Source organism: Hymenobacter sp. (assembly GCF_036388155.1).
In the GTDB taxonomy this organism is placed as follows: Bacteria; Bacteroidota; Bacteroidia; order Cytophagales; family Hymenobacteraceae; genus Hymenobacter.
Genome location: NZ_DASVSI010000112.1, coordinates 1 through 15305 on the forward strand (window position 1 = coordinate 1; position 15305 = coordinate 15305).

General features: G+C 61.0%; 11 protein-coding genes. 10 read left to right on the forward strand and 1 reads right to left on the reverse strand.

What is annotated here, in order from left to right:
• Nucleotides 1–114: 114 nt before the first annotated feature.
• From VF629_RS15310 to VF629_RS15350, 9 genes are all read left to right on the forward strand, one after another.
• Nucleotides 115–1305, forward strand: a complete 1191-nt coding sequence (locus VF629_RS15310) for an efflux RND transporter periplasmic adaptor subunit (protein ID WP_331059366.1) — start codon at nucleotides 115–117, stop codon at nucleotides 1303–1305.
• A 91-nt stretch (nucleotides 1306–1396) separates the two neighbouring features.
• Nucleotides 1397–2932, forward strand: a complete 1536-nt coding sequence (locus VF629_RS15315) for an efflux transporter outer membrane subunit (protein ID WP_331059367.1) — start codon at nucleotides 1397–1399, stop codon at nucleotides 2930–2932.
• 195 nt (nucleotides 2933–3127) lie between these two features.
• Nucleotides 3128–3946, forward strand: coding sequence for a phosphatase PAP2 family protein (locus VF629_RS15320; protein WP_331059368.1), 819 nt, complete (start codon nucleotides 3128–3130; stop codon nucleotides 3944–3946).
• 294 nt (nucleotides 3947–4240) lie between these two features.
• Complete coding sequence (locus VF629_RS15325; RefSeq protein ID WP_331059369.1) at nucleotides 4241–5893, forward strand: TldD/PmbA family protein; 1653 nt, start codon at nucleotides 4241–4243, stop codon at nucleotides 5891–5893.
• A 209-nt stretch (nucleotides 5894–6102) separates the two neighbouring features.
• Nucleotides 6103–7422 carry a TldD/PmbA family protein gene (locus VF629_RS15330; protein WP_331059370.1) on the forward strand — a complete coding sequence of 440 codons (1320 nt, stop codon included), beginning with the start codon at nucleotides 6103–6105 and terminating at the stop codon, nucleotides 7420–7422.
• A gap of 91 nt (nucleotides 7423–7513) precedes the next feature.
• The gene (locus VF629_RS15335) at nucleotides 7514–9166 is read left to right on the forward strand and encodes a TldD/PmbA family protein (protein ID WP_331059371.1); all 1653 of its coding nucleotides are present in this window, start codon (nucleotides 7514–7516) and stop codon (nucleotides 9164–9166) included.
• Between the two features lie 23 nt (nucleotides 9167–9189).
• Nucleotides 9190–10524, forward strand: a complete 1335-nt coding sequence (locus VF629_RS15340; protein ID WP_331059372.1) for a TldD/PmbA family protein — start codon at nucleotides 9190–9192, stop codon at nucleotides 10522–10524.
• A gap of 84 nt (nucleotides 10525–10608) precedes the next feature.
• Nucleotides 10609–12258, forward strand: a complete 1650-nt coding sequence (locus VF629_RS15345) for a TldD/PmbA family protein (protein WP_331059373.1) — start codon at nucleotides 10609–10611, stop codon at nucleotides 12256–12258.
• A gap of 30 nt (nucleotides 12259–12288) precedes the next feature.
• Nucleotides 12289–13614, forward strand: coding sequence for a TldD/PmbA family protein (locus VF629_RS15350; protein ID WP_331059374.1), 1326 nt, complete (start codon nucleotides 12289–12291; stop codon nucleotides 13612–13614).
• A gap of 134 nt (nucleotides 13615–13748) precedes the next feature.
• Here the strand turns inward: VF629_RS15350 and VF629_RS15355 are convergent, their stop codons facing one another.
• Nucleotides 13749–14378 carry a porin family protein gene (locus VF629_RS15355; protein ID WP_331059375.1) on the reverse strand — a complete coding sequence of 210 codons (630 nt, stop codon included), beginning with the start codon at nucleotides 14376–14378 and terminating at the stop codon, nucleotides 13749–13751.
• A 269-nt stretch (nucleotides 14379–14647) separates the two neighbouring features.
• Between VF629_RS15355 and VF629_RS15360 the strand changes: the two genes are divergently transcribed.
• Nucleotides 14648–15271, forward strand: coding sequence for a DUF4159 domain-containing protein (locus VF629_RS15360; RefSeq protein ID WP_331059376.1), 624 nt, complete (start codon nucleotides 14648–14650; stop codon nucleotides 15269–15271).
• The last annotated feature ends 34 nt before the right edge of the window (nucleotides 15272–15305 follow it).

The window sequence follows — 15305 nt, forward strand, 5'->3', positions numbered from 1 at the left end:
ATGCTGAGCGCAGCCGAAGCATCTCTACTGCGAGAGTAACTGATTACTACTGCGGTAGAGATGCTTCGGCTGCGCTCAGCATGACAACCCATATTTGGATTGAGTATTTCACTAATGTCTGACACAACTTCCACCGGCTCCGGCCGTTTTTGGCTGCTCGTTTTCATCGTTTTGGCGGTGTTTGGCGGCTTGTTCTTGCTTGGCTACCTGCCCCGCCACAAGCAGGCAATGGCGCGCGACGCCGAAGCCAGCGAAGTGGCCTCCGCCGTGCCCACGGTAACCGTGACGACGGCCAAAGCCGCGCCCGACACCACCACCCTCACCCTGCCCGCCGACACCAAATCTAACCGCGAGACCTTCGTGTTTGCCCGCGCCAACGGCTTTGTCAAGTCATGGTCGGCCGACATTGGGCAACGCGTGAAGGCCGGGCAAGTGCTAGCCGAAGTGACCACGCCCGAGCTCGACCAGCAGATTGCCGAGGCCCGTGCCAACCTCGGCCTGGCCCGCAGCAGCTACAACCGTTTGGCCGGCATTGCGCTGCCTGGTGCCATTTCCAAGCAAGAATTGGATGCTGCCCGGGCCCAATATTCGGCCCAGCAAGCCGGCGTGCAGCAGTTGCTGGCGCAGCAAGGGTTTCGGCGCGTCACGGCGCCGTTCAGCGGCATTGTCACGCAGCGCAACGTGGAAGTGGGCAGCCTGGTGAACAGCAGCAATGCCGCGGGCTCGCAGCTGTTTAAGCTGGAGCAAACCGACCGGCTCCGAGCCTACGTGCAGGTACCGCAGAACTTTGCCACGGCCATCAAAACCGGCTTGCGGGCCGACTACCTCGTGCCGGAGTTTGCCGGTCGCGCCTTCGCTGGCAAAGTGGTGCGCGACGCCGGCGCCCTCGACCCCAACACCCGCACCCTGCTCACCGAAGTGCAAGTGCCCAACGAGCGCGGCGAGCTGCGGCCCGGCAGCTACGCCCAAGTGCGGTTCCATTTGCCCCGCACGGCGCAGGCCGTTATTATCCCCGCCAACGCCTTGGTGCCCGGCGGCACCGAAGCCCGCGTGGCCACCGTGCAGGACGGCAAAATCCATTACCAACCCATTACCACCGGCCGCGACTTCGGCTCGCAGCTTGAAGTGTCAGAAGGCCTGAAAGGTGGCGAGCTCCTGGTGCTCAACCCCTCGGAAACCCTGGCCGAGGGCGACGCCGTTCGCACCAAAGCCTTCACTGCGCCCGCCAAGCCTGCTGGGCCGCCACCGCCCGCGCCCCGCCCCAACGACCCCGACGCGCCACGGGTATCGTCGCCAGTGAAATAGCTTAGTTGTAAATTGTAAATTGTCGGTTGTTGGTTTTCATAAACTTCTTCGGGCACGGCTACCAACTGACAACCAACAACTAACAACTTAAATGACCTTTCGCTTCTCTCATTCTTTGCTGGGCTTGCCGCTGCTGCTTGGGGCCTGTGCTACGGCCTCGCACTACCAGCCGCCGGCCGTGAGCACGCCCACCGCCTGGCAGCAAGCCCTGCCCGCCGACACGGCCGGCTCCCGCATTCCCACGGCCGCCGAAACGCGGGCCAATGCGCCCGTGACTGCCTTCGGCGGTACTGCGCCGGCGGCACAACCGGTGGCGGAAGCGACGCCTCCGGTGGAAGCTCTGCAGCCGGCGCCCGCCGCGCCTGCAACCAATTGGTGGACGATTTTCAACGACCCCGTGCTGTCTCAGCTAGAGGAGCAGGCGCTGGCCCAGAACTTCTCGGCCCAGGCGGCGCTGGCGCGCGTCGACCAGGCCCGGGCGCGCCTGCAAGTGGCCGACTCCTACCGCAGCCCCGAGGTCACGGTCACCCCGTCGGCCTATCGCACCCAGCTGTCGGCCCTGCGGCCCGTGCCCTTCGACGTACCGGCCAACCCGGTGGTGCAAACCCAGTATTTCGTTCCCCTCAACGTGAGCTACGAAGTGGACGTGTGGGGGCGCATTCGGCGCAACATTCAGGCCGCCCGCGCCGATGCCGCCGCCGCCGAAGCCGACGTGCAGGCCATACGCTTGTCGCTCACAGCCGATGCCGCTACGTACTATTTCAACCTGCGCGGCCTTGATGCCGAGCTGGCCGTGCTCGACAGCGCCCGCCTGGCGCGGGTGCAGAACGTGCAGCTCACCCAGGCCCGCTTCCAGGCCGGCGTCGACAATGAAATTGGGTTCCGCCGCGCCCAGACCGAACTGGCCAACACCGAGGCCAGCTTGGTGGAACTGACCCGCCAGCGCACCGGTGTTGCGGCAGCTCTCGCCACCGTGGTTGGGCAGCCCGCCAGCAGCTTTGTGCTAGCAGCAAAGCCCGGCAGCGACCTTCCCGCCGCCCCCGCAGTGCCCCTGACGCTGCCCGCCGCCCTCCTGGCCCGCCGCCCCGACCTGCGCCGGGCCGAGCGCCAGCTCGCCGCCGCCAACGCCCGCGCCGACGCCGCGCACCTCGCGCGCCTGCCCACGGTGCAGCTCAACGGCTTCATTGGCCCGCAAAGCGCCACCCTGGCCAAACTGCCGCAGCTGGCCGACGGCTTCACCTATTACTTGGGCGGCGGCCTGGCCATTCCCGTTTTCAACGGCGGCCGGCTGCAGGGCAACGAGCAGCTGGCCCAGGCGCAATACCGGGAGCTCGAAGCCCAGTACCGGGGCGCGGCGCTCACCGCCTTCGAGGACGTGGAAACGGCCCTGGCCAACCTGCGCTTGAGTGCTTCGCAGTTAGCCGCGCAGCAGCGGGCCCTGCATGCGGCCCGCCAGGCCGGCCGCCTCACGCAGGTGCGCTACCGCAGCGGCCTCACCAACTATTTCGAAGTGGTGGACGCCGACCGCCAAACCCTGGACGCTGCCCGCACCTTGGCCCAAACGCAGGCCGCGCAATTGCGCTACAACGTGCTGCTGGTGCGCGCCCTCGGCGGCAGCTGGCAATAGCGAATGGCGACGCTTGACAGGTGCCTCGCTTGGTGACAATAAAAAGCCGCTGCAGAATTTGTAACAGCTTTTTATTGTCGTAAAACTCCACTTGTCAGCTACTTGCATTTTGCATCCAAAACGAATGTTACGTTTGCATTAAGTCGTCGTATGAATTGGTGGTCTGTGCTCGTTGGCCTTCAAACTATTCGTTACATGCGTTCTATTCTGCTACCCCGCCTGGCGGTGCTATTGCTAGTTGTCTCCGGACTGAATCCCGCTGTTGGCCAAGTGCTACCGGGCCCTATTCCGGTCCCCACCGACACCACGCACAAATTCGAGAATCCGGCCGGGGTGTCGTCGCCGGACAAAGCAAAGTGGTACAAGAGCAAGCTTTTTCGGGCGACCATCGTGCCGGCTGCCCTCATCGGCTACGGCTTCTACACTTCCAATGGCGGCGGGTTCTATACCAATACCGACGCCAACCGCGACATTCGGAAACTCTTCCCGACCTACCGCACCCGGCTCGACGACATCTTGCTTGTGGCGCCCTACCTGGAGCTGGGCGCCGTGGCGCTGGCGGGCGTGGAGTCGCGCAACGACCGCATCAACACCCTGCTCATCATCGCCAAGGGCGAGGCCATCATGCTGGCCAGCACCTTCGCCGTAAAATACATCAGCCGCAAAGAGCGGCCCGACGGCTCCGACAACCTCTCCTTCCCGTCGGGCCACACGGCCCAGGCGTTTTTGGCTGCCAGCATCGTGCACACCGAGTTTCGCGACAAAAGCCAGTGGTACGGCGTCGGGGCTTACACCATTGCCACCAGCGTGGCGGCGCTGCGCATGATTAACTCCAAGCACTGGCAGTCCGACGTGGTGGCCGGCGCCGGCTTCGGCATCCTTTCGGCGCACTTGGCCTACCTGAGCCACCGCAACCGCTGGGGCCGCAAGCCCATTGGCCGCGACCTTGGCTTTGCGCCCATGTGGACGCCTGCCGGCGGCACTGGCCTGAGCCTGACTTGGCGCCCGAAGTAGGCGCAGAGTTGATTTTTGCGGGTTGAGGTGAAGGAGCGACGCTGGTAAAAGAGCGCCGAAGGAATAGCCCATTCCAGAAAAATGTAGTAGAAACGAGGATAATTGACCTAGCGGTGCATTATTTGCGGAATCATGCATGCCTAAATGCGAAATTGTACTTTTGAATATTTTCAAATATTCGGGGCAGTTTTTAGCGAATGACGCAACGTTGTTGCGGGCTGCCTGTCTTTTCAGTTAAGATTTGTACCCATCTTTACAAATCTGCTCCTCGTATTTCCGAATCCTTACCCAGCTTTGAAACGACGCGATTTTGTGGGACTATCCGGCCTTGCCGCCGGTGCCCTCTTCCTGCCCAGCTTCCCCAGCTTAGGCGGCTCCCCCGTAGACCCGGCCCGCCTGCTGGAGCCCGGCCTTGATTCTGCCCTGAAAAAACGAATGGCCGACGCGGCCCTGAACGCGGCCAAAAGCGCGGGCACCACTTACGCGGACGTGCGCATCGGCCGCTACCTCAACCAGAGCATTGCCACCCGTGAAAAGCAGGTGCAAAACATCGCCAGCGGCGAAAGCTTTGGGGCCGGCGTGCGGGTGCTGGCCAACGGCACCTGGGGCTTTGCCGCCACCAACACCGTGACCGAAGCCGGGCTGGCCAAAGCGGCCCAACTGGCCGTCGCCATTGCGAAAGCCAACGCCAAAGTCCAGAAGGAAAAGGTGGTGCTAGCCCCGCAGAAAGGCTACGGCGAAGTGAGCTGGAAAACGCCCATTCAGCAAAACGCTTTTGAAGTGCCGGTGGCCCAGAAAGCCGAGTTGCTGCTGGCTGCCAACGCCAAGGCACTGGAAAACGGCGCTTCGTTCGTCAATTCATCGCTGTTTCAAATCAACGAGCAGAAGTATTTCGCCAGCACCGACGGGTCGTACATCGACCAGGATGTGCACCGCATCTGGCCCACGTTCAGCGCGACGGGCATCGACCGTGCTACGGGCAAATTCCGCACCCGCGACGCACTCAGCGCCCCCATGGGCCTGGGCTACGAGTACCTCACGCCCAAAGCGGCCGACAAGATTCCGGGCGCCGCAGGCACAGGCCTCATTGGCTACCGCAACAGTTACGACATGCTGGAAGACGCCGCTTTGGCTGGCAAGCAAGTCAAACAAAAGCTGGGCGCCAAATCGGTTACTGCCGGTAAATACGACTTGGTGCTCGACCCCAACCATTTGGGTTTGACCATTCACGAGAGTGTGGGCCACCCCACTGAACTGGACCGCGTGCTGGGCTACGAAGCCAACTACGCCGGTACCTCTTTTGCTACCCTGGAGTGGAAGGCCAAGAAAATCCCGTTTGGCTCGAAGCTGGTGAACATTGTAGCCGACAAGCTGCAGCCCGGCTCTTTGGGCGCGGTAGGCTATGATGATGAAGGCGTCAAGACCAAGCAGTGGGACCTCATCAAGGAAGGTACGCTGGTCGACTATCAGAAAATACGGGACCAAGCCCACATTGTGGGGCAGAAAGAATCGGACGGTTGCTGCTACGCCGACTCCTGGAACTCGGTACAGTTCCAGCGCATGCCCAACGTGAGCCTGCAACCCGGCAAAGCCAAGCTGAGCGTGGACGACATGATTAAGGGCGTCGACAAAGGCATCTACATCGCAGGACGGGGCTCCTACTCCATCGACCAGCAGCGCTACAACTTCCAGTTCGGCGGGCAGGTGTTCTACGCCATCGAGAAGGGCAAAATCACCGAGATGCTCGAGGACGTGGCCTACCAGGCCAACACCCAGGAGTTCTGGAATTCCTGCTCGGCCATTTGCGACGAATCCGACTACCGGCTGTTCGGCTCTTTCTTCGACGGCAAGGGCCAGCCCTCGCAGGTATCGGCCGTGAGCCACGGCTCGGCCACCACGCGCTTCAACGGCGTCAACGTCATCAACACCGCCCGCAAAATCGGGTAGCAAAATAACCTACTCCCCTCCTTACCAAGGAGGGGATGTTCGAGCCCTTGGCTCGAACGGGGGTGGTGGCACCACAGGGAGTATTTGAACAACACCCGAACGCGTTGTCCTAACGATTCAGACGCCACAACCACCCCAGCTGCCGCTTCGCGCCAGCGTCCCCTCCTTGGTAAGGAGGGGAGTTTCGTATCTCAGAAACTTTCAACTCCATGGCAATACTCTCCCAATCCGAAGCCCAAGCCATCCTCAAAAAAGTATTGAGCTTCAGCACCGCCGATGAGTGCGATGCCACCCTCAGCGGCAGCATCGAAGGCAACGTGCGCTCGGCCCGCAACACCATCAGCACCGCTGGGGCGGCCGACAATGTTTCGTTGGCGGTGGAGTCGCGGTTTGGCAAGCGCAGCGGCGTGGCCACCTGCAACGAGTTCGACGACGCCACGCTGCGCCGGTGCGTGCAGCGGGCTGAGGAAATCGCCAAGCTCGCCCCCGAAAGCCCGGAGTACGTGCCCCTGCTGGGCCCGCAGAAATACCTGGCCTCGCCGGCCGCATTTGCCCAGCGCACCGCTGACATCACGCCCGACTACCGCGCCCAGCAGATTGGCGCCAGCATGGCCTTGTGCGAAGCCAAAAAGCTGAGTTCGGCGGGCTTCTTTAACGACTCGACCGGCTTCACTGCCAAGCGTAACTCCAAGGGATTGGAAGCTTATCAGCAGTTCACCAACCTCGACTTTTCTATCACCGTGCGCACGCCGGACGGGACGGGCTCGGGCTACGCCATTGCCAACTACACCGACTTGGCCAAGTTCGACGCCGCCCGCCTCACCCGCGTAGCCGCCGAGAAAGCCGCGTCCTCGGTGGGCGCTAAAGCCATCGAGCCAGGCAAATACACCGTCATTCTGGAGCCGGCCGCAGCCGTGGATTTGCTGCAGAACATGATGCGCTCGATGGACGCGCGCAACGCCGACGAAGGCCGCAGCTTCCTGAGTAAGAAAGGCGGCGGCAGTAAGAAGGGCGACAAAGTATTTGACGAGCGGGTGACCATCTACTCCGACCCCTTGAACGCGGAAGTTCCCGACCTCACGTTTGCCGGCGACGGCCGCCCCCGCACCAAAACCACTTGGATAGAGAAGGGCGTGGTGAAGAACCTCTACTCCTCGCGCTTTTGGGCGCAGAAGGCCGGCATTCCGGACCTGCCCCCTCCCGGCGGCTGGATTATGGAAGGCGGCACCCAATCCACGGCCGACCTCATCAAGGGCACGGCCAAAGGCATTCTCGTCACCCGGCTTTACTACATCCGGGCCGTCGACCCGCAGACGCTGCTCTATACGGGCCTGACCCGGGACGGAACTTTCTACATCGAGAATGGGAAAATCAAGTTTCCGGTGAAGAATTTCCGCTTCAACGAAAGCCCTGTCATCATGCTCAACAACTTGGAGGCGCTGGGCAAGCCGGTGCGCTTGAGTGGCAACCTGGTGCCGCCGCTCAAAATCCGGGACTTCACCTTCACCAGCCTTTCTGACGCCGTGTAGCGTGGACTTTTAGTCCGCGCTTGTACCTGACCGTTGCACCATACAACCACTTGTTTATTCGCGGACTAAAAGTCCGCGCTACTTTCCTCTTATGAAAAGACGCGACTTTGTTGGACTCACCGGCCTGGCGGCCGGCGCCATGTTCTTGCCCAGCATTCCTGGCTTCGCCGGCGACTTGGTGGACCCTGCCCGCTTGCTAGAGCCCGGCGCCGATGCTGCCACGAAGAAGCGCCTCGCAGATGCCGGCTTGAACGCGGCCAAAAGCGCGGGCGCTACTTACGCCGACGTGCGCATTGGCCGCTACCTCAACCAAAGCGTGTTCACCCGCGAGAAACAGGTGCAGGGCATTGCCAGCACCGAGAGCTACGGCGTGGGCATCCGCGTGATTGCGAACGGCACTTGGGGCTTCGCCGCCACCAACACCGTGACCGAAGCCGGCATTGCCAAGGCCGCGCAGTTGGCCGTGCAAATTGCCAAAGCCAACTCCAAGGTGCAGAAAGAGCAAGTGAAACTGGCTCCGGTAAAAGGCCACGGCGAAGTTTCCTGGAAGGCACCCATTCAGCAAAACGCATTTGAAGTTGCGATTAAGGACAAGGTTGACTTACTACTGAGCGTCAATGCGAAAGCATTGGAACTCGGAGCATCTTTTGTCAACTCCATATTGTCGCAGGTTAACGAGCAGAAGTACTTCGCCAGCACCGATGGCTCGTACATCGACCAGGACATTCACCGCATTTACCCCAGCTTCGGCGTGACGGCCATTGACCGCGCTTCGGGCAAATTCCGAACTCGGCAGGCGCTCAGCTCGCCCATGGGCTTGGGCTATGAATACCTCACCCCGAAGGCCGCCGACAAGGTGGCGGGCCCGGCGGGCTCCGACGTAATTGGCTACAAAAACAGCTACGACATGCTGGAAGATGTGGCCGCCGCCACCAAGCAAGTCAAGCAAAAACTGACGGCGAAGTCGGTAGTGCCGGGCAAGTACGACCTCGTGCTGGACCCCCACCACCTGGGCCTGACCATCCACGAATCGGTGGGCCACCCGCTGGAGTTGGACCGCGTGCTGGGCTACGAGGCCAACTACGCTGGCACTTCTTTCGCCACGCTGGAGTGGAAGGCGAAGAACATTCCCTATGGCTCGAAGCTGGTGAACATTGTGGCCGACAAGCTGCAGCCCGGCTCGCTCGGCGCGGTTGGCTACGACGATGAAGGTGTGAAGACCAAGCAGTGGGACCTCATCCGGGAAGGCAAACTGGTGGACTACGAAAAGATTCGCGACCAGGCGCACATGGTGGGCCAGAACGAGTCGGACGGTTGCTGCTATTCGCAGTCGTGGCAGGACGTACAGTTCCAGCGCATGCCCAACGTGAGCCTGCAACCCGGTAAGGACAAGTTGAGCGTGGATGAGCTCATCAAGAACGTGGACAAAGGCATTTACATTGCCGGCAACGGTTCGTTCTCCATCGACCAGCAGCGCTACAACTTCCAGTTTGGCGGGCAGGTGTTCTACGCCATCGAGAAAGGCAAAATCACCGAGATGCTCGAGGACGTGGCCTACCAAGCCAACACCCAGGAGTTCTGGAATTCCTGCTCGGCGGTTTGTGACCAGAGCGACTACCGCTTGTTCGGCGCCTTCAACGACGGCAAGGGCCAGCCTTCGCAGAGCTCGGCCGTGAGCCACGGCTCGGCCACCACGCGCTTCAACGGCGTCAACGTCATCAACACCGCCCGCAAAATCGGTTAATTCATTCGTTCGCTTTCTGAATCATGCCCATTCTTTCTAAAGACGACTCCCAGGCCATTCTCAAAAAAGTGCTGAGCTTCAGCACGGCCGACGAGTGCGAGGTGACCCTCAATGGCCAAATCGGCGGCAACGTGCGGTCGGCTCGCAACACCATCAGCACGGCCGGCGCCGTCGACAACGTGTCGTTGGCGGTGCAATCGCGCTTCGGCAAACGCAGCGGCACGGCGACGTGCAACGAGTTCGACGACGCCACGCTGCGCCGTTGCGTGCAGCGGGCCGAGGAAATCGCCAAGCTCGCCCCCGAAAGCCCCGAGTACATGCCTCTGCTCGGCCCCCAGCAGTACGGCGCCGGCAGCAAAGCTTTTGCTCAGGCCACGGCCGCCATCACCCCCGACTACCGGGCCCAGCAAATGGGCGCCAGCACGGGCCTGTGCGACCAGCGCAAGCTGAGCTCGGCCGCCTTCCTGGAGGACTCGGCCGGCTTCGTAGCCAAGCGCAACTCCAAAGGCTTGGAGGCATACCAGCAGTTCACCAACGTGGAGTTCTCCGTGACGGTGCGAACCCCCGATGGCACCGGTTCGGGCTACGCTGCTGCCGACTACACCGACGCCGGTAAGTTCGACGCCGCCCGCCTCACCCGCGTAGCCGCCGAAAAGGCGTCTTCCTCGATGAAAGCCCGCGCTTTGGAGCCCGGGAAGTACACCGTTATTCTCGAGCCTAACGCCCTGGTATCGAACGTTGACACCTCGCTCATGGCCGCCTTAATGAGCAGCTTCGACGCGCGCAACGCCGACGAAGGCCGCAGCTTCCTGAGCAAAAAGGGCGGCGGCAACCGCAAGGGCGAGAAGCTGTTCGACGAACGGGTGACCATCTACTCCGACCCGATGAACGCGGAAATTCCGAACCTGATGTTCTCGGGCGATGGCCGTCCGCAGAAACGCGTGACCTGGATTGAGAAAGGCGTGGTGAAAAACCTGTACTCCTCGCGCTTCTGGGCGCAAAAGGCCGGCATTCCGGACCTGCCCCCTCCCGGCGGCTGGATTATGGAAGGAGGCACCCAAACCACTGCCGACCTCATCAAAGGCACCGCTAAAGGCATTTTGGTAACGCGCCTGTGGTACATCCGCCCGGTTGACCCGCAGACGCTGCTCTACACCGGCCTGACGCGGGACGGAACGTTCTACATCGAGAACGGCGCCATCAAATTCCCGGTGAAGAACTTCCGCTTCAACGAGAGCCCCATCATCATGCTCAATAACCTGGAAGCCATTGGCAAACCGGTGCGGTTGGGCGGTAACTTGATTCCGCCGTTGAAGATTCGCGACTTCACCTTCACCAGCCTGTCGGACGCTGTGTAGCATTGTTCCCAAAGCCGTCCTGTTTCGGTAAGCGCAACGGGACGGCTTTTTCATGTCCCTTACCCCACGCCTAAATCTGCAACCATGAATCGTCGAGACTTTGTTGGCCTTACCAGCCTTGCGACTGGAGCCCTCCTGCTGCCCAACCTGCCCGGCTTCGGCCACACGCGGGTTGACCCTTCCCGCCTGCTGGAGCCCGGCGCGGATGTCATCCTGAAAAAGCGGCTGGCCGACGCGGCACTCAATGCTGCCAAAAGCGCGGGCGCCAGCTACGCCGACGTGCGCATTGGCCGTTACCTCAACCAGTACGTCTTCACCCGCGAGAAGCAGGTGCAGAACATCGTGAGCACGGAAAGCTACGGCGTGGGCATTCGGGTGCTGGTGAACGGCTGCTGGGGTTTTGCCTCAACGAGCATGGTGACGGAGGCCAGCCTAGCCGCCACCGCCCGCATTGCCGCCGACATTGCCAAGGCCAACCGCTTGGTGCAGAAAGAGCCCGTGCAGCTGGCCCCGCAGCAAGGCTACGGCGAAGTGAGCTGGAAAACCCCCCTGCAACAGAACGCCTTCGAGGTGCCGGTGAAGCAGAAAGTAGAGCTGCTATTGGCCGCCAACGCCGCGGCGCTCGACAACGGCGCCAACTACGTTAACTCCGGCCTCTTCCAAATCAACGAGCAGAAGTACTTCGCCAGCACCGACGGCTCCTACATCGACCAAGACGTGCACCGCCTGTGGCCCACCTTTAGCGCCACGGCCGTAGACACCAAGACCGGCAAGTTCCGCTCGCGGGAGTCGTTGAGTTCGCCGGTGGGCTTGGGCTACGAGTACCTCGTGCCCAACGTGGCCGAGCAGGTGGCCGGCCCCCAGGGCACCAACACCGTGGGCTACAAGCTGCGCTACGACATGATTGCCGACGCCGCTCTGGCTGGCAAGCAGGCTAAGCAGAAGCTCACCATGAAATCGGTCGTACCCGGCAAGTACGACCTCGTGCTTGACCCCAGCCACTTGGGCTTGACGATTCACGAGAGCGTGGGCCACCCCACCGAGCTCGACCGCGTGCTGGGCTACGAGGCCAACTTTGCGGGCACCAGCTTTGCCACTTTAGAATGGAAGGCGAAGAACCTACCCTACGGCTCGAAGGAAGTGAACATTGTGGCCGACAAGCTGCAACCTGGTTCAGTGGGCATGGTGGGCTACGACGACGAGGGCGTGAAAACCCGCGAATGGGACATCATCAAAGAAGGCAAGCTGGTGAACTACCAGAAAATCCGGGACCAGGCCCACATGGTGGGGCAGAAGGAATCGGACGGTTGCTGCTATGCCCAGTCGTGGGAAGACGTGCAGTTCCAGCGCATGCCCAACATCAGCCTGCGCCCCGGCCAGCAGAAACGTAGCGTGGAAGACATGATTAAGGGCGTCGACAAGGGCATTTACATTGCCGGCGCGGGCTCGTTCTCCATCGACCAGCAGCGCTACAACTTCCAGTTCGGCGGCCAATTGTTCTTCGCCATTGAGAAGGGCAAAATCACGGAGCCCCTTGAGGACGTGGCCTACCAGTCGAACACTCAGGAGTTTTGGGGTGCTTGCGCGGGCAGCTGCGACCAGAGCGACTACCGCCTCTACGGCACGTTCTTCGACGGCAAGGGCCAGCCCTCGCAAGTGTCGTCGGTGAGCCACGGGTCGGCTACCACGCGCTTCAACGGCGTGAATGTCATCAACACCGCCCGGAAAGTCTAGTCCTCACCGTCCTCATTTCTGCAACGCATCATGGCTATTTTATCTAAAGACGAGGCCCAGGCCTTGCTCAAGAAAGTCCTCAGTTTCAGCACTGCCGACGAATGTGAGGCTTCCCTCAACGGGCGCACTACGGGCAACATCCGGTACGCGCGCAACAGCGTGAGCACGGCCGGCGCCCAGGACTCTGCGACGCTGGCCGTGGAAGCGCGCTTCGGCAAACGCTCCGGCATTGCAACGTGCAACGAGTTTGACGACGCCACGCTGCGCCGCTGCGTGCAGCGAGCCGAGGAAATCGCCAAGCTCGCTCCCGAAAGCCCCGAGTACGTGGCCCTGCTCGGGCCGCAAACCTACCTCAACCCTCCTGCCGCCGCTACCACGCAGTTCACGGCCGCCAGCCGGGCCCAAGCCGCCGCCGACAGCATGACGCTGTGCGCGGCGAAGAACCTGGCCGCGGCCGGCTTCATCGACGGTGGCACCCGGTTCCAAGCAATTCGCAATTCTAAAGGGCTGGAGGCTTACCAGCAGTCCACCAACACCGACTTCTCGGTGACGGTGCGCACGTCCGATGGCCGGGGCTCGGGCTACGCCATTGCCGACTTTACAGACCCGGCCAAGCTCAACGCCAAAGCCCTCACCCAGCGCGCCGCCGACAAAGCCCTAGGCTCGGTGAACGCCAAGGCCATTGAGCCAGGTAAATACACCGTCATTCTGGAGCCAGCTGCCCTCATGGACGGCGGCGACCTGTCGCTACTTGGCGGGCTGCTGTATGGCTTGGACGCCCGCTCTGCCGACGAGGGCCGCAGCTTCATGACCAAGAAAGGCGGCGGCAACCGCAAAGGCGAAAAGCTGTTCGATGAGCGGGTGACCATCTACTCCGACCCGTTGAACGCCGAGGTGCCCGGCAACGCCTTCGACAACGACGGCCTGCCCACCAAGCGCATCAACTGGGTCGAGAAGGGCGTGGTGAAAAACCTGCTGTACTCGCGCTTCTGGGCCCAGAAAAACAAGGTGACGCCCACAGCTTTCCCCAGCGGCTTCGTGATGACCGGCGGCACCCAAAGCACCGCCGAGCTCATCAAGGGCACGGCCAAAGGCATCCTAGTGACGCGGCTATGGTACATCCGTGAAGTCGACCCGCAAACGCTGCTTTACACCGGTCTGACGCGGGACGGTACGTTCTACATCGAGAACGGGGCCATCAAGTTCCCCATCAAGAACCTGCGCTTCAACGAAAGCCCCATCATCATGCTCAACAACATCGAGGCCATTGGCCGGCCCCAGCGACTGGCTGGTTGCCTGGTGCCGCCGCTCAAAATTCGCGACTTCACCTTCACCAGCCTGTCGGATGCCATTTAGAGGTGAGAAAACATTAAAGGCCGTCATGCTGAGCGCAGTCGAAGCATCTCTACCGTGCATTTAGTATTGCAGGAGAGATGCCTCGACTGCGCTCAGCATGACGGTCGGCTAACCATAAGGCACATTAATCATTACTACTTCCCATCGCCAAATTGAAAGGCAGCATACAGTTGGAACACACGGTTTTGCAGGCGCGGGTCGTTGATGCCGGACAGGTTCTTCACGTCGTTGATGTCGTTGAGCCCAGCGACGAGGCGGCCGCCCAACGAGAAGTTGCTGGCCAGTTTGAGGCCCACGCCGCCCACTACGCTGAAGTCGCCGCGCTTGAAGCTGCCCGTGGCGGGGCGGGACACGTTGCCGTATGCGGGCGTACCGTCGGGGGCAAGGTCCACTTGCAGCTTGCCCGATTGATTGGCGCTAAGCAGCACTCCAAACTGCGGGCCGGCTTCCACAAACACCGGCCCCACCGTAAGCTTAGCCAGCACCGGCACCGTGAGGTAGTGCAACTCATTGTCGTAATCCGAGAAAGCAGATTTCAAGCTGCCACCCGCCACCGAATACTGCACCTCGGGCTGAATGGCCAGCGGACCCAAGACATTGGCTTGGTAGAAAACGCCAACGTGGTAAAACGCTTTGTAGGAAGAGCTTTCGCCATCGCGACCGGTCAGCTCGGCCACGTTCAAGCCACCTTTGATGCCCAGCTGGGCCTGCGCCAGCGGCACCATGAACACACTCAATAAAACAATTAACAGGGCCTTTTTCATAGCATGAATAGAAAACGTGAGGTAGGATGTGGAGACGAGGTTTGTTAAACCCGGGCACTAGGCTGGCAGTTTGCCGTGGGCTTCTGAGTTGCCTACGATGGCGCGCCGCCAGAATGTTTCGCCCGTGACAAGCATATGATAATCAGCCGCTACATTCTCCAAGCTTCCATTTCTTAACGGAAAAAGAAACCGGTTTATTTCCAACACGCTATAAAAAAAATGCCGCGCTTACTCGTGCCTGATTTTTTTTCTTCCCTATTTTCTCTGCCGTGCCCGCTGCCCCTTTCACTTTCGTTCGCCTGAAATACCACTCCGGCGACTGGGACGCGGTGGACGAGCGGATGCCCGCCAACTTGCTGCATTCGCTGGTGCAGTACACCACCGTGCCCGTCGACCCCAAGGAAAAAGTGGTGGCCCTGGACAGCGCCGAGCTGTTTAACTACCCGTTTTGCTACCTCTCGGGGCACCGGCTGGTGCAGTTTTCTGCTGCCGAAAAACAGAACTTCACCCAGTACGTCCGCAACGGCGGCTTCGTGTTCGTGGACGACTGCAACCACGACATCGACGGCCTGTTCGCCCGCTCCTTCGAGGAGCAGATGCGCCAGTGCTTCGGCGCTGGCGCCCTCAAGAAAATCCCCAAGACCCACCCCATTTACTCGCAGTTTTTCAAGTTCAAAGACGGCCCTCCCAACACCGGCTTTGAGCTCAATGGCTGGGGCGACGACTTGGTGCACGACTACCTGAAGGCGGTGGAAATCAAGGGCCGTATCGGGGTGCTGTATTCCAACAAAGACTACGGCTGCGAGTGGGACTATGACTTCCGCAATAAGCGCTTTCTGGCCGAAGACAACACCAAGTTTGGGGTAAATATTTTGCTGTACGCCCTGACGTGAATTAGTTGTCAGTTGCTCGTTTTAAGTTGTTAGG

Bases quoted from the DNA above. Each gene is read 5' to 3' on its own strand.
- VF629_RS15310 (WP_331059366.1), top strand. From the start codon at position 115: ATGTCTGACACAACTTCCACCGGCTCCGGCCGTTTTTGGCTGCTCGTT.
- VF629_RS15315 (WP_331059367.1), top strand. From the start codon at position 1,397: ATGACCTTTCGCTTCTCTCATTCTTTGCTGGGCTTGCCGCTGCTGCTT.
- VF629_RS15320 (WP_331059368.1), top strand. From the start codon at position 3,128: ATGCGTTCTATTCTGCTACCCCGCCTGGCGGTGCTATTGCTAGTTGTC.
- VF629_RS15330 (WP_331059370.1), top strand. From the start codon at position 6,103: ATGGCAATACTCTCCCAATCCGAAGCCCAAGCCATCCTCAAAAAAGTA.
- VF629_RS15335 (WP_331059371.1), top strand. From the start codon at position 7,514: ATGAAAAGACGCGACTTTGTTGGACTCACCGGCCTGGCGGCCGGCGCC.
- VF629_RS15340 (WP_331059372.1), top strand. From the start codon at position 9,190: ATGCCCATTCTTTCTAAAGACGACTCCCAGGCCATTCTCAAAAAAGTG.
- VF629_RS15345 (WP_331059373.1), top strand. From the start codon at position 10,609: ATGAATCGTCGAGACTTTGTTGGCCTTACCAGCCTTGCGACTGGAGCC.
- VF629_RS15350 (WP_331059374.1), top strand. From the start codon at position 12,289: ATGGCTATTTTATCTAAAGACGAGGCCCAGGCCTTGCTCAAGAAAGTC.
- VF629_RS15355 (WP_331059375.1), bottom strand. From the start codon at position 14,378: ATGAAAAAGGCCCTGTTAATTGTTTTATTGAGTGTGTTCATGGTGCCG.